At 55.1% G+C, this 14,799-nt stretch carries 14 protein-coding genes, 1 tRNA gene and 1 pseudogene; 6 read left to right on the top strand and 10 right to left on the bottom strand.

Annotated features, from left to right (window positions below; genetic code table 11):
• Window positions 1–117: 117 nt before the first annotated feature.
• Window positions 118–798 (top strand): response regulator transcription factor, encoded by a 681-nt coding sequence (locus JE47_RS0116200; RefSeq protein ID WP_031460755.1) that lies wholly within the window; start codon window positions 118–120, stop codon window positions 796–798.
• Window positions 791–2,353 (top strand): ATP-binding protein, encoded by a 1,563-nt coding sequence (locus tag JE47_RS0116195; protein WP_051871184.1) that lies wholly within the window; start codon window positions 791–793, stop codon window positions 2,351–2,353. The genes JE47_RS0116200 and JE47_RS0116195 overlap by 8 nt, the downstream gene beginning before the upstream one ends.
• Before the next feature lie 144 nt (window positions 2,354–2,497).
• On the opposite strand, the gene JE47_RS0116190 is transcribed toward JE47_RS0116195, so the two are convergent.
• From JE47_RS0116190 to JE47_RS0116165, 6 genes are all read right to left on the bottom strand, one after another.
• Window positions 2,498–3,784, bottom strand: coding sequence for a sensor histidine kinase (locus JE47_RS0116190; protein ID WP_031460753.1), 1,287 nt, complete (start codon window positions 3,782–3,784; stop codon window positions 2,498–2,500).
• A 9-nt stretch (window positions 3,785–3,793) separates the two neighbouring features.
• The gene (locus tag JE47_RS0116185) at window positions 3,794–4,492 is read right to left on the bottom strand and encodes a response regulator transcription factor (RefSeq protein WP_031460752.1); all 699 of its coding nucleotides are present in this window, start codon (window positions 4,490–4,492) and stop codon (window positions 3,794–3,796) included.
• A 61-nt stretch (window positions 4,493–4,553) separates the two neighbouring features.
• Window positions 4,554–4,630, bottom strand: a tRNA-Pro gene (locus JE47_RS0116180).
• A 35-nt stretch (window positions 4,631–4,665) separates the two neighbouring features.
• On the bottom strand, window positions 4,666–5,178 hold the full coding sequence (locus JE47_RS0116175; RefSeq protein WP_031460751.1) for a hypothetical protein: 513 nt from the start codon (window positions 5,176–5,178) through the stop codon (window positions 4,666–4,668).
• 68 nt (window positions 5,179–5,246) lie between these two features.
• A complete protein-coding gene (locus JE47_RS0116170) occupies window positions 5,247–6,776 on the bottom strand; it encodes an MFS transporter (protein WP_031460750.1) in 1,530 nt (509 codons plus the stop codon).
• Window positions 6,773–7,495: an LppX_LprAFG lipoprotein gene (locus JE47_RS0116165; protein WP_031460749.1), complete on the bottom strand. Its 723-nt coding sequence runs from the start codon at window positions 7,493–7,495 to the stop codon at window positions 6,773–6,775. The genes JE47_RS0116170 and JE47_RS0116165 overlap by 4 nt, the downstream gene beginning before the upstream one ends.
• 294 nt (window positions 7,496–7,789) lie before the next feature.
• Between JE47_RS0116165 and JE47_RS0116160 the strand changes: the two genes are divergently transcribed.
• Window positions 7,790–8,710 carry a ketopantoate reductase family protein gene (locus tag JE47_RS0116160; protein WP_031460748.1) on the top strand — a complete coding sequence of 307 codons (921 nt, stop codon included), beginning with the start codon at window positions 7,790–7,792 and terminating at the stop codon, window positions 8,708–8,710.
• Window positions 8,711–8,737: 27 nt separating this feature from the next.
• Here JE47_RS0116160 and JE47_RS0116155 read toward each other — a convergent pair whose 3' ends face one another.
• Window positions 8,738–9,067, bottom strand: a complete 330-nt coding sequence (locus JE47_RS0116155; protein ID WP_031460747.1) for a hypothetical protein — start codon at window positions 9,065–9,067, stop codon at window positions 8,738–8,740.
• 15 nt (window positions 9,068–9,082) lie between these two features.
• Window positions 9,083–9,928 carry a metallophosphoesterase family protein gene (locus tag JE47_RS0116150; RefSeq protein WP_031460746.1) on the bottom strand — a complete coding sequence of 282 codons (846 nt, stop codon included), beginning with the start codon at window positions 9,926–9,928 and terminating at the stop codon, window positions 9,083–9,085.
• 59 nt (window positions 9,929–9,987) lie between these two features.
• On the opposite strand from JE47_RS0116150, the gene JE47_RS22245 reads away from it, so the two are divergent.
• Both JE47_RS22245 and JE47_RS22240 read left to right on the top strand, forming a co-directional pair.
• Window positions 9,988–10,878 (top strand): glycogen debranching enzyme N-terminal domain-containing protein, encoded by an 891-nt coding sequence (locus JE47_RS22245; RefSeq protein ID WP_236631262.1) that lies wholly within the window; start codon window positions 9,988–9,990, stop codon window positions 10,876–10,878.
• Between the two features lie 7 nt (window positions 10,879–10,885).
• On the top strand, window positions 10,886–11,989 hold the full coding sequence (locus JE47_RS22240; RefSeq protein ID WP_236631261.1) for an amylo-alpha-1,6-glucosidase: 1,104 nt from the start codon (window positions 10,886–10,888) through the stop codon (window positions 11,987–11,989).
• Between the two features lie 198 nt (window positions 11,990–12,187).
• Here JE47_RS22240 and JE47_RS0116140 read toward each other — a convergent pair whose 3' ends face one another.
• Complete coding sequence (locus JE47_RS0116140) at window positions 12,188–12,862, bottom strand: class I SAM-dependent methyltransferase (RefSeq protein WP_031460745.1); 675 nt, start codon at window positions 12,860–12,862, stop codon at window positions 12,188–12,190.
• A gap of 39 nt (window positions 12,863–12,901) precedes the next feature.
• Here JE47_RS0116140 and JE47_RS0116135 point away from each other — a divergent pair, with 39 nt between their 5' ends.
• A complete protein-coding gene (locus tag JE47_RS0116135; protein WP_236631260.1) occupies window positions 12,902–13,843 on the top strand; it encodes a DUF4938 domain-containing protein in 942 nt (313 codons plus the stop codon).
• A gap of 428 nt (window positions 13,844–14,271) precedes the next feature.
• On the opposite strand, the pseudogene JE47_RS0116130 reads toward JE47_RS0116135, so the two are convergent.
• Window positions 14,272–14,799, bottom strand: a pseudogene (locus JE47_RS0116130) (dihydroxy-acid dehydratase domain-containing protein); the annotation flags it as partial.

Here is a 14,799-nt window from a genome sequence, read left to right as displayed (position 1 = left end):
AGAATGGCAGCAATAATTTCCAATCTTTTTCCAAGATTCGTGCGGTATAACCGATAGAGAGAAAATGATTCAGCGTGTCTTACGTTGTTTGCAAAAAATCATCTCTGGGAGTAACATGTGCGGATTTTAATCGTAGAAGATGACAAACGACTAGCCCGTTTGATTGAGCGTGTCTTACGTGATGAACGACATTCTGTGGATGTCGCGCATGACGGTGAGAGTGGGCTTGATCTCCTGTTACAGGGCACCTACGATGTAGCCATCATTGATTGGATGCTGCCAGGTCGTGACGGTCCATCAATTTGTCGTGCTGTACGGGCAGCCCGTTTACCGACAGCATTGCTCTTACTAACGGCTCGCGGTCAGATTGAAGATAAGGTGCTGGGGTTTGAAAGTGGCGCCGACGATTACCTGGTAAAACCATTTGCCTTTGAAGAATTACTGGCCCGTATCCGCGCCCTTGGTCGGCGTTTTAGCCCCAATCTGGGCAACGATGAACTACGCGCCGGTGCGCTCGTCCTCGATCTGCGCACCTATACAGCACGACGGGGTGAGCGACGGCTTGATCTGACGCCGACCGAGTGGCGATTGCTTGAGTATCTGCTGCGGAACGCCGGTCAAACACTCACGCGCCAACAGATTCTTGATTATGTCTGGTCGTTTGAGCACGACGTACAACCCCAGATGGTTGATGTCTATATCTCGTATCTGCGGCGGAAACTCAACGCCCCAGGTGAGCCTGACCCGATTGTCACGGTACGTGGTATTGGGTATCGACTGGAGGTAGAGCGTGTTTAAACTTCTGCGCTGGCAGTTTACCCTGTTTTACGCGCTGGCTGCGGTGGCGATCATCGGGTTGGTCGCTAGCGGAGCTTACGTAATTGTGGCCCGTTATTTCGAGCGTACCACCGATCTGGCTCTTTACCATAAAATGGTGCATGAGTTTCATTCGCTGAACGCCCCGCTCCCGCCCGAACTCACGTATGCCGACATCGACTGGTCGATCTTGCGCAATGAAGGCGGAATCACTCGTTCACGCATGTTAAGTGCAGAAGAAGCAGGCCGGATCGCGCTGTCGGTACGTGGTGGTCAGATTAAGCGTATTGAACTGAAAGACAACGGTCGGTATTACGAGGTGAAACTTCGTGATGATAGTGAAATCACCATCGACGCATACAGCGGTCAGATTGTCGGTATCGAGATCAAAGACCCCCAACGTGATCCTATTACCGGTATTTCCTCACCACCAATAGCCTATGATGCTGAGATTGCTTCGATCTTCGTGTTACCGCTCGATACACAGGGTCGAATCCTCTTCAACCCCAATCCGGCAGCTCTGCCAATGACTGCCGATAAAGAAGCATTGGCAGCCGCATTACAGAACGGCTCGGATTTACGCACCATTACCGTTAGTAACGGACAACGGATCAGACTACTCACCTACCGCCTGACCCGTCCTGATGGCCCGGCGGCTCTACAATTAGGACGTTTACTCACCGATCAAGAGCAAGTGCTCAATCAACTGATGATCGGTCTTGTCAGCTTTGGTTTTGTCGGTGCCATAATCATTGGCATCGCTAGCTGGTGGTTAGCCGGACGCGCCCTGCGGCCCGCAGAAGACGCCTGGGCACGCCAGTTACGCTTTATTGCCAGTGCCAGCCATGAACTGCGTGCCCCACTAACACTGATTCGCGCCAGTGCCGAAGTTGCTCTGCGTAGTACAACCGATGACGATCACCGCGAATTGCTGAGCGACATCTTGAGTGAGAGCGATCATATGCGCCGACTGGTCGATGATCTCCTGACCCTCTCGCGACTTGATAGTGGGGCATTAACCCTCCAACGACAAAGGATTGACCTCAGAGATTTCCTGAGCGAATTGCACCGCCACGTGAGTCGGTTGGGTGAAGAGCGAGGTATCACAGTGATGCTCAATAACGCATCTGGTGTCGTGAATGCCGACCCTGACCGATTACGTCAAGTATTACTGATCCTGATCGATAATGCCCTGCGCTATACACCGGTTGGGGGCACGATTACGATCAGCGCAGAACTGGTCGGGAAGTATGTGCGCCTGAGCGTGCGTGATACCGGTTGCGGGATCGCACCTGAACATCTCCCACACCTTTTCGAGCGTTTCTATCGCGTTGATCCGGCACGCGAACGGACTGGTAGTAATGCCGGGCTTGGCCTCTCAATCGCCAAAGGACTGGTTGAAGCCCACGGTGGCACGATTGGGGTTGAGAGTACACTCAATCAAGGTACGCTCGTGTGGTTTACGTTGCCGGCATTGGTAGAGCAACAGTACACCGACGGACGTGAAAAGAAAGAAAGAGTAGTAAGGGGAAGGTGAGAGGGCAATTTTCTCTCTTCCTCGCCCTCTGCGGGAGCGTAAGCAGGAAGGGAAAACGGTGAGGACCAACATCTCCGTACACGAAATCTAAAGACGTTCCCCCCTGACCCCGTCGGGTCGAGAACCTGACCCACACCGGCAGCACTATGCAGCCGGTAGCGTAAACCAGAAGGTCGAGCCATGACCTTCCTGACTACTGGCCCAAATGCGTCCGCCATGCCCCTCGACCAGATGTCTGGCAATTGCCAGACCTAACCCGGTACCACCAGCGTGACGGGTACGTGCGCGATCGACTTTGTAAAAGCGTTCAAAGATACGTGGGATTTCGTGTTTGGGAATGCCGATACCGGTATCGCTGACACTGATCAAGAGCCACGTTCCTGCCTGATGGGGCGGACGCTCCGCATACGAGGGTGGATCATCGTGCTCGAGGTTGAGCACCTGCGCCGCCACCGTAATTGTGCCATGTTCGGGAGTAAACTTGACTGCGTTATGCAGCAGGTTCAGCAAAACCTGCCCAATCCGATCCCTATCCATCAGCGCTAATGGGAGATCACCACCACTGACTGCACAGATTGTCTGTTGCTTACGGTCAGCCTGGGGGCGGATGCGTTCAACAGCACGCTCGATAACCGGCCAGACCGGCAACGGTTCCAGTTTGAGGGAAACACGGCCTGACTCAAGACGGGAAAGTTCGTGCAGTTCTTCCACTAGTTGAGTAACTGCGTCAATCTCTTGCATCATCTGGGCTAGCATTCGACTGGCAATGTCGGGTGGTGGTGCAGATTGTAGTGTCTCAACCAGCAGTTTCAGCGATGCCAGTGGAGTACGTAGCTCGTGTGAGACATTGGCTACCAGATCACGGCGCGCCCGCTCGAGCATACTAATCTGGGTCAGGTCGCGAATGGTAATGAGTGTACCTACCGGCTTCTCACCATCTTCTATTAATGGCACATAGTGCAAATGAAGTGTCCGCCCGGTTGTAAGCGGGCGGATCGTCAACTCCCTGCGTTCACCATCGGTCAGAACTTCTTGCGCCAGATGATCGGCCTGATGATCACGTAAGAGCATAATCAGACCGTGACCAACGACCGGTGCTTGCGCAGCCAACAAATGTACTGCCAGGTCGTTGTGGAAAACGATAGAGCGTTCAGTATCAACGACGATCACGCCACTATCAATCGCTTGGGTCAGAGCCAGGAAGAGTAACTGGCGGTTAATATCGAAAAAAGCAGGTTTTTCGGAGGTGACACTTGACTCCAGTATAGCAGAAGCAACCACACGGTCAGGCTGTTGAGGAGGTAGCTGATCAGGAGGTGGTATGACGGGCAATGACGAGCGAGCGATCCGACGCTGTCGATGGGCAACCACGACGAGCACTATCGTCAGAACAATCGTGGCCACGGTAAGGGTTAATTCAAGCAGCGTCATTGGTGCGATTTACACTTCGTCAGTGGGTGGTTCAAACCGATAGCCAACTCCACGAACCGTCTGAATATATGTCGGCTTGCTGGGGTCTGGCTCAATCTTCTCGCGCAACCAGCGAATATGTACGTCAACTGTTCGACTATCGCCAATGAAATCCTGGCCCCAGACCCGTTCGAGTAAGAGATCACGAGTGAGGGCAATCCCACGGTTACGCATCAGGCAGGTTAGCAGATCAAACTCTTTCTGCGGCAGATTGAGTTCCTGACCATTGCGCCATGCCCGTCGACTACTGGTGTCCACCCGAATAGCGCCTGCCTCGAAGATTTCACGCACAATCGAATGCGGCTGCCGTTCACTGCGTCGCAGAATAGCTCGGACACGAGCCAGAAACTCACCAAGACTGAATGGCTTGCTCATATAATCATCGGCACCCAGTTCAAGACCAGCGATCCGATCAACTTCATCCTGGCGAGCGGTGAGCATGATAATCGGCACATCACTCTCTTGACGAAGGATACGGCAAACCGAAAAGCCATCGAGGCGGGGCAGCATAATATCGAGCACGACGAGGTCAGGCTGATCACGACGTACCCGGTCGAGGCCCTGCACACCATCAGCGGCAACAATAACGCTATACCCTTCACGTTCGAGGTTGTAGCGCAACGTCTCGGCCAGCGTCGTCTCATCTTCAACGATCAGAACTGTCGCCATAGCCACTCCACATACAATGACCGCCGAATTACGGTCGGCGGTCATTGCCACTTGGCGCATGTGGTCGGGGCGGAGGGATTTGAACCCACGACCCCCGCGTCCCAAACGCGGTGCTCTACCAGGCTGAGCCACGCCCCGTCGCCCATAAGGTTACCAGCAGTTGGGCTATTTTGTCAAGCGTCATCGTTCAGTTCGGGGGGCAATACAGGTGGCCCGCTACGCGGTCGAAGTTGCAAGCGCGCACGTACTCGTGCCATCTCGCCAACAGCCAGCCGTGCTTCGGCTATCCATTCGCGATGTTCAAACGCAAACGCACGAGCGATATAGGCCAGGGCACTGCTACGGGTATCAGCAATCCCCACTGCCACCAGCAGATCGAGCAATTCACGTTCGGCGCGACCGAGCCGTGTCATAACCGGTACCGTGCGGGTAGTGAAGAGCACTTCATGCTCGTCTGCACGCATCCCCCATGCAACCGGCACGCCGCTATGCTGCTCAATTTCACGTGCGATCCGCATTCGGTTCCGGCGAGTCTGTTCGCGCAACCGTGGAATCTCTTCGACCGGCTGGCTGATCTCGAGAATAATGAGAATCTCATCGCTGTAACGTCTGATCTCCGGCGGCCCGGCCTGTACTTCAGGCGGTAAATATTGGCTGATCAGCCGTTGAATCTCTTCGTCGTGCATTGAATGTATCCTTGCGGAGCAAGTGGCTCCTATTCCTGACTTTCCCATCATACCACAGACAATGACAGTTAACGTTGACGAAGGGCAGTGCTCATCATCAAACCGGCCAGCAACCCGATGAGACATACGGCAGCGCCAAAGACGAAGGTCTCGCCAATGACTTGGGCAGCAATCTCCATCAGAAACCTGACCGGATCGGTGACAGCGAGCGGGTTATCGACGCCTGCACGTCGCAATTCATCCTGACGATGCACGCCCCACATGGTCAGAATTGCGACGCCAACCGTCATACCTACCAGGCGCAGGGCGATGACCAGTGCCGATGCAGCTCCACGCCGATCTTCACCCGCGTAGGAAACCACTGTGTCAGCGACCGGCGCAATCACCAGACCTAAACCAATACCGGTCAAGGCCAGCTCCAGACCCATCCGCACATAAGTGACATCCGGACCCCAGAACACCATCAGACTATAACCAAGAAATGCCAGGCTCAAACCCAATACGGTTGGTAGCCGCGCTCCAAAACGTGCGGTCAGGAAACCTCCGGGAAGTGCCGCCGCCGCCATCGTCAGGGTTAGTGCCGAAAGCATCCAGCCCGCATCCCAGGCTGCAATACGCAAAATGTTACTGTCGTTCGGATAGTAGAGCAACAACCGGGTATTGATATAGAGTGGCACATTTGTGATCGCAATCGCTAACCCAAACCCAACGACCACGTTAATCACGCAGGCAATAGCCGTATTCCGCTGAGCAAACAATTCGATACCGATCAGCGGATCGGCACTGCGTCGTTCAACCCAAACGAACAGGGCCAGCAATATCAGGGCTACCACAACCAGCGGCCCAGCGTAAGGTGGCGGGCCTAGCCGTTCGCCGTAGAAATCAGTCGCGCCCAGCTCACTCCCGGCGGCCAGCCCAACATTCAAGGCAACCAGACTGCCACTTAGCAAGATTGTCCCCGGCCAATCAAAGTGACCAGGGCGCGGTGGCGTCGGCACTTGTCGCAGTGCATACCACGTGAGCACCAATGCGACCAACCCAATCGGTACATTGAGCCAAAAAAGGAGCCGCCAATCGTCAAAGATACGCATCAGTACACCACCGTACAGATGCCCCACCATCCAACCGGCAGTGTCAACCGCGCCAATGAAACCGAGCGCCGCTGCCCGCTGCCCCGGCGCAAAGAGATCACCGACCAGCGCCATTGAAACCGGCACCATTGCGCCGGCGCCAAACGCCTGAATGACCCGCCCGATAATCAGCATCGTCAGATTCGGCGCCGCTGCCACCCATGCCGAACCGAGCAGGAAGATAATCAGACAGAGCAGATAGACCCTCCGTCGGCCAAACAGGTCAGACAAACGCCCCATAAACGTGATACTAACCGTGTAGGCCAGTAAGTAGCCACTCACCGCCCATGAAGCACGGTTTAGCTCGGTGTCAAGCGAAAGGCGCAGATCGATCATAACCTTCGGCAACGCCGCACTTATCACAGTCAGATCAACGGCGCCGATGAAAATGGCAAGACAAACGAGACCCAATGTCACCCGCGGATCAAAGGGTCGTTCCTTCACGCTGGTAAGTGCAGGGTTCTTCATGGGCATTGCACCGGTTCACGAACATCAACTGCTTTGTCATACTCGCTGAACTCAAGCGTCCAGGTACTGGGGTTCGTCGCATCGGTTGCCGTATCAACCAGAATGACCCGACTGGCGCGGAGAGTCTCTTGATCGGCCCATAGATCGGTTGCCACTGGCCCGGCACCGAGCAGGTTAAGACTGATAGCCCGTAACGATTCGGCTGGTAGCGTTCCACGTAGATGGTAATGCGGACGACCATTAAGATCTTCGATACCAACCAGCGTCACATCGGCAAAATTGTTGGCAAGTAGTGATTCGATACCAATATCTGGCGCAAATAAGACTGCCGGATCGAATGTTGAACCAGCCTGCAAACACATCCACTGGCGTGTAATCGGATTGGTAGCAAACTGCTTCCCAGACACTGAAACCGTCCGAATTTCACCAATTGCGCTCCCCAACGTGATATTGAGGATTGAGAGTACTGCATCAGGGCGACGTAAATCCCCTTCAATGCTGTTCAGAATTGTGACGCCACCGGCATCAAGCGCAACCGGCTTACCACTGAGTGTTATGCGAAAATGAGCACTCTGGCTTCTTTGGGTTGCCTGCCCAATCGCGCCAGCCAGGGCACGTGGGTCGGGCGTAGGTGTGGGGGTAGGCGGCGCCGCGATTCCGCCACATGCCGCAAGCCATACGAGAAAACTCATTATTAGCCAGTTCCAGAAGCGTTTCATAAGCCCCCTTCTTTGCCAGTGAGATACCATGGGTGTGACAGTAGTATAAAGCAAGTTGTCATCGATGAGAAATGAGAGTAATTCAGGACTTCTCAATCTCAAGGTGTTTCCGGTCGGGTGGAAATCTCCTCACCTTCTCCCCAGCATCTTCATTTCTCGCAGAGGAAGGACGCTCAGCGAGCCAGCGGCGCGCACTCCCAGCAGAAAGGGAAGAGGCTGCAAACTGCTTCCCCAAGCCTGGCAATGTGGTATGCTGCACAGAGAGTCTCGCTAAAAGCATGAGAGGTGATCACTATGAAACTGGCAATCATCGGTGCTGGTGCACTGGGTAGTGTTATTGGTTTCCATCTGGCAGCCAGCAATAATGTGATATTGATCGATCTCTGGCAAGAGCATATTAACGCTATCAATACCCATGGGTTATGTTGTGTCGCTGACGATAGCGAGCAAATTCGGTTTCTTCCGGCAACGACCGATCCTGCCCTGGTTGAGCCGGTTCCAGTGGCATTGATTACCGTCAAGGCAGCTCAAACTTCCTGGGCAGCGACAGTAGCAGCTCAGATATTGCAACCAGATGGAGTTGCCTATACATTGCAAAACGGCTTGGGGAACGCTGAACTGCTTGCCCACCGGCTCGGCGCCCAGCGAGTTGGGCAAGGAGTGACTACCCTTGGCGCAACTATGGTAGCACCAGGACGTGTTCGCCTCGCCGGTCGCGGGACAACCACATTCTCCGCGACACCATCACTGAGTACAGCTTATGCTATTGCCGATGCGTTTCGGGTCTGTTCGTTGCCGGCCAGTGTTTCCACCGATTTGGTCGGCTTAGTCTGGAGCAAGTTAATCGTCAATGTCGGCATTAACGCCCTGACCGCAATCCTGAGAGTACCCAATGGGGCACTAGCCACGATACCTGAAGCCAGCAAGCTGGTACGGTGTGCAGTCGAAGAAGCCGTTACCGTTGCCCAGGCCGCTGGTATCACCATCGGATTGGCCGACCCGGTTGCCGAAACACTGGCAGTTGCGCAGGCAACGGCGGCAAATCGGTCATCGATGCTTCAGGACATCTTGCGTGGCGCCCCAACTGAGATTGAGACGATCAATGGCGCAATTGTACGTGAAGGACAACGCCTCGGTGTCCCAACACCGTTTAACGCATTCCTCTGTGATCTGATTACCGCTCTGGAAGCAACTGCACCGCTACGGGTGAGTTGACCGGTGGCGACGACGGTAAAATCCGGCTTAAGATGTTTCTCGCCGCTGTGCCGCTACCGTCATCAGTGTCGCCACCATCTGCTGTGCCCGTTGCAGCAACTCATCCATTGCATCGGCGTGGGGGAGCAAGTAGAGCGCCGCTCGTAAACCGCCCGGTGCGAACGCCGGATGGTATAGCACAAACGGATCATCGCCATCGCGCCGATAAATCTCTATCGTCATTGATTGACCGGCAGCCTGCACCACCAACGTTGAGAAGACTTCATACCCTTCCCGCGCCAGCCAGCCTGCCATATCGGCAGCTATTTCTGCTGCTCGTGGTTCAGGGCGACGGTCGTAGCGCACTACCTGGAGCACGGCGAATTCCTTTCTTTACGCTGCACGCTCGGCCAGAAAGCGATTCACAGCTTCATCCAGACTGATAATTCCCGCAATGACCGGTTCGTTGTACACCGGCACAAAATCAAAAAGGAGTGAACTGGCAGTCTCTAGTTCGCGCAGCATAATGTGGGTTATCGGTCCACCAGACGGAATCATTAACTCACGCGCAGCGCGTAACGTCGCTTCGCGATCATAAGCGACACGAACGATTTGCGCCTGCCAACCGTGACCATGATCCCAGGTAAGCCGGGCATACGCTGCCCGCCAATCGCCATCGAACGGCAGACCAACTGATCCAACATTGACGACCAGTGTCTCATCAACCCGACGAACAAATGGCATATGTGTATGCGCAGTACAGAATACAGTGGCATGGGGATCAATTCTCGTTTTCAATTCGTACTGTCCATGCGTTGGCAACAGGCCATCACGGTCGTGATGAATCGAAGCGTGATAGGCCATGATCACGCCACCACGACTGGTTAAGGCCAGATTCGTCGGCAATGCAGCAACTTCCGGTAAGAGATCGACAACCTCTTGGTGAGTCCAGATAATTGGTCCTAGCAGTGCACGTCGGCCACCTTGCGGCGGACGACCCATCTGGAGATCGTGATCATAATGTAGTACGTACCCCTCATGATTCCCGCGTAGCACGTACCAACCACGTTCAGCCCGCATTCGTAATGCCAGTTCGAGACATGGACGAGGTAACGGCCCCCGATTGATAATATCACCAGCGATAATAACGGCGTCGGGTTGCCATCGCTCTATGTCGGCAATCACAGCCGTGAAGGCAGCCAGATTGGCGTGAATATCGGCCAGAACTGCTACTTTCATCGCTACCGAACAACCTTTCGTGTATTGACGAATCGACTGACACCATCTGGTAGTGTACCATGATGATGGAACAGTTGCAGCCAGGAGAGATGATCGTGCTTACCTTTGGTCATGCCCTTTGTACTGAACCAGCTATTGCCGGTAGCCGCGAATGGCTGATCACGAACGGGATCGGTGGTTATGCGGCTGGAACCATAGTCGGCACTCTTACACGCAGCTACCATGGGTTACTCGTTGCCGCATTGAATCCCCCTCTTGGTCGTGTTCTCACGTTGGCAACACTTGATACCTATGTCAACTATCTCAGTCAACACTTTGATCTCACTGCACACCGACGTGTCGGTGAACCATCACCTGTTTGTCGATGGTTGGAACGCTGGTGGCGCGATGGCACAACACCGGTTTGGGAATACCGGCTGGCCGACGCTCTCCTTGAACGGCGCATCTGGATGATTCCAGGCGCCAACACGACGTATATTCGCTACACGGTGCAACGCGCCTCGGCGCCAATGACGCTACGGATCGATGCACTGGCAACAGCCCGCGACCATCACACAGTGAGTCAAGTGGGAGACATTCCACTTCAGGTTGAACAGATTGCTAATGGTCTCCGAGTTGGCCCCATCGCTGGTAGTCATCATCTCCGTCTGCTCAGTGATCGGGCAACGTTCGCTCCACTTGGAGGCTGGCTGACCGATCTTTACCTAGCAGTTGAAGACGAACGTGGTCAGGCTGCCGTTGATAACCTTCAGCGGATTGGCCGTCTCGTATTGACGCTCGCCGAGGGTGAGTCACTGCTCATCGCAGCTACAACCGAGTCCATGGCAACTCTCGATAGCGCTACGGCGTGGCAGCAGCGCGCCGATTACGAAGCCGCATTGTTACGTCGTATCGACTGGACAGACGATCCAATCGTGCATCAGCTCGCTCTGGCTGCCGATCATCGTTGATCGCCCGTTGGTCGAGGGTAGTCGGGGACGTACGATTATCGCCGGTTACCCATGGTTCACCGATTGGGGACGTGACACGATGATTAGCCTACCTGGGTTGACCATTCCCACCCGTCGGCCGGAAATAGCCGCCGCAGTGTTACGTACCTTTGCCCACTTCGTTGATCGAGGCATGATTCCCAACCGGTTTCCTGATGAAGGCACGGTTCCCGAATACAATACGGCCGATGCGACGCTCTGGTTTTTCGAGGCAATCCGTGCTCATCATGCCGCTTACGCTGACGATGAATTGCTGGCCGAGTTATTTCCTCTGCTTGCCGACATCATTGATTGGCACGTCCGCGGTACTCGTGACCGGATTGGCTTAGACCGGGGGGATGGCCTGCTCCGCGCCGGTACGCCGACCACGCAACTGACCTGGATGGATGTGCGGGTGCGTGGTTGGGTGGTAACCCCACGTTCAGGCAAACCGGTTGAAATTAATGCCCTTTGGTACAATGCCTTACAAAGTATGGCATCGTTTGCTCATCGGCTCGGAAAGCCAGCAGAGCGCTACGAAGCAATGGCGGCAGCGGCGCGCGCCGGGTTTCGTCGTTTCTGGTACGAAGACGGGCAATACCTCTACGATGTGATCGACGGACCACGTGGAGTAGACCCGACCTTGCGACCAAATCAAATCTTCGCGGTCAGTCTGCCGCACAGCCCGCTCACTCCCGAACAGCAACACGCGGTGGTACGGGCGTGTGCCCGGTCTCTCCTAACGAGTGTCGGTTTACGCAGTCTCACCCCCACCCACCCCGATTATGCGCCACGCTACATTGGCTCGCTCTTGCACCGTGATGGAGCGTATCATCAGGGAACAGTTTGGGCTTGGTTGATTGGACCCTTTGCCAGTGCGTTTTACCGCTTGACGAACGACAATGCGGCAACGCGCCGCCTGCTGATCCCACTCATCGATCATCTCGCTGATGGTTGTATCGGTACAATAAGCGAGATATTTGACGGCGATCCACCGCATCATCCGCGTGGTTGTTTTGCCCAGGCCTGGAGTGTAGCTGAAGTGCTACGAGTATGGTACGATTTGAGTACGCACCGTAGCGTAGTAGAATAGAGTATGTACGCCATTTCTCTCCCTGAGCCACAGCTCTCGGTGGCGAGAATAGAACGCTGTATTGTGGTTGGTAGTTCGTAGCGTGTTTGCAGAGTAGGGGCACAACCATGGGCCCCTACTATCCCCATACCTCAAGGTGAAGATGTGCAGCACCATCGTGTGTAGTGTCAGCATCCTCTGACAAGCGAGCTACCCCTCTCAAGCATATGGCTTACAGGCACTTATCACCAACAAGACGTGGCGAGATTGGGGTTCATCCACGACACAAGACATCGGCGAACAACCGAGGTAGGTGGTAAGTGTGTCGCTATCGATAAGCGTCGCCTGCGCCGGTTCGCACCCCGTCAAGAGATACGCCTGTATCTGGAGTGGTTGCCACCCAACCCCACTCAATAACAACGACCACTCTTCACCAAGACCATCGGCAGGAGGTAGCGGTAATGGGGTAGAGGGCAAAATAGCGACCAGCTCATCTGCGTGAACACGCAGCCGAACCCAATATTCGCCGACGGTCGCAAGAACCAGCCTTCCCCCGCCACGCAGCACCCGCAGCATCTCGCGCAAAGCACGTTGCCGATCGGTGAAGAGCGGCAGGGCCGCAATGCACCAGATCAGATCGACACACTCATCGCGCAGCGGCAAATCAGCGGCATCAGCAGCAATCAGTGCCAGACCCGGTCGTTTACGCAGCACTGCGGCCTGCCGGTCAATCCCGATGATGAGCGCATTGTCGGCGCAACGTTCGTACAACCAGCAGGTTTTTGCGCTATCGCCGCACCCCAGATCGAGAGCGACCTTCGCACCGGTCGGTGTAACTGCCAGCGTTGCCTGATGAAGCAGCTCAAGATACGGTTCGTGAAGAAGTGTTATCATTGTATGCACGCATACCGAATTATTGTAAACAACACTCTTATGATCAACCAACCAATTGTCATTCGCCATTTAACCGCCTTTTACGGCCCAAATATTTACCGCCCCCAGCCTGGTGTCGTCTTACGGGTGAGTGCCCCTGCTGACTACAGCGATCAACTGCGAGCCGCGATCAAAGGTGGCGCCCTGGCTATTGGGCTGGTGATTGCTCATCTTTATGTGGTTGCCCAGGCACATCATGACAGCGTGCAGATCAGTGCCTTCTTCACGACCGGCGAACCAGAAATCGGCGTCGAACTCTGTCGGTATGTCGTTGACGGCCTTAATGCCCAATTGCGCCATGATGAAACGTGGGACGCTGATGAACCACTTATGGCGTTACGTGATCGTCGGCAGGCGCAAGCGTTGCCGGTTCAGGCATTACAACTGATCGCTAATGCTCGCCACCGCAATATACCGGCTACTATCTTCCCTGATAGAAGTATTTTGCTGGGTCAGGGTGAACGGAGCTGGATCATCTCTTACGACGAGCTACGCGCTACTCCTGATCTCCAACCACCGTGGCAGCATCTCGGTCGTATCCCCATCATCGCCATCACCGGTGAACAGTACCGCAGTCAGGCAATTGCCGAACAGGCTACACGCCACCAGGGTGTGATCCTCGACCATGCCAATCGTTCAACAGTCATTCAGGCATTACGTGACCCTACTTGCCAGGCACTCATTGTCGGTTTCGACACCGACAGCTTGCTTCGTGAGGGGTTGCCATTCGATCAATGCGATCTGGCGATCATCACCGACCGCCAAGGCCAACGACCACCAACAGCCAGCGACGACGATGAATGGCTTAGAGCACTCGGACTACCGATGCTGTGCAGTACTTCGCCTGCATTGATCAATCTATCCGATCCGAACCTGCATCCGCTCCTGAACTACGCTCCGCATGGGGTGATCGGTTGGTCACCAGGTACGGATCATCGGTAGAGCGGATTAGAAAACGTGCCTCTCTCAATCCTTTTTGTCAACTCGCTTCCTCTCCCATTCTGGGAGAGGAAGGAGATGGAATTGCTGCCTCGTAGACCCCCTATTCCTTACCGGTGCTAAAAACCCAGATTTCTCAGGGAACGTACCGTGCCCGCGCAACCATTGCGTGAGGGATTGCCAACGTTCTTGCTCGCCAGCCATCCTACGTTCCCCCTTCCGCTCCCCGTGGAGAAGAGGAAGGGGGCAAGGGGGAAGGTGAGGGGCGCCAGGCGTGCTCTGCAGCACAGGTACGGAACACGATTCCCCCTTCCATCGCGGAGGGTAGACGCAAGTGTCGCACTCAAACGTTCCCCGTCAGAAAGACCCAGGAAACATTATGTGAATGCCATCGTCGCGCCTCATCGAAAGCTCAGGTTTTCGATCAGGCATTAAGAGTCAAATCGGTCGGTCACGGCACCCAGGCTGGCCGACGACACCAGACGGGCATATTTTGCCAGCACACCGCGGGTATAGCGCGGTGGCCGGGGCTGCCAGGCCGCTCGACGACGTGCCAGCTCTTCATCAGAAACATTCAACTGCAAGAGACGGGAATCAGCATCGATGGTAATACTATCTCCCTCCTCGACCAGGGCAATAGTTCCACCAACTGCCGCCTCTGGCGCAACGTGACCCACCACCAACCCATACGTTCCACCCGAAAAACGACCATCGGTTATCAGCCCCACGCTATCACCGAGGCCAGCGCCGATAATCGCCGATGTCGGTGCTAGCATTTCACGCATCCCCGGGCCACCCTTCGGCCCCTCGTAACGGATCACCACGACATCGCCGGGCTTAATCTTCCCGCTGAGGATTGCCTCCAGGCACTCCTCTTCGGCATCGAAGACTCGCGCCGGGCCGGTAATCCGACGTTGCTTGATACCGGTAATCTTCGCCACACAACCCTCTTCGGCTAG

The sequence above is a fragment of the Chloroflexus sp. MS-G genome (assembly GCF_000735195.1).
Classification (GTDB): domain Bacteria; phylum Chloroflexota; class Chloroflexia; order Chloroflexales; family Chloroflexaceae; genus Chloroflexus.
Note: the sequence above shows the minus strand (reverse complement) of the source record. Positions and strands in the feature narration are given on the sequence as shown.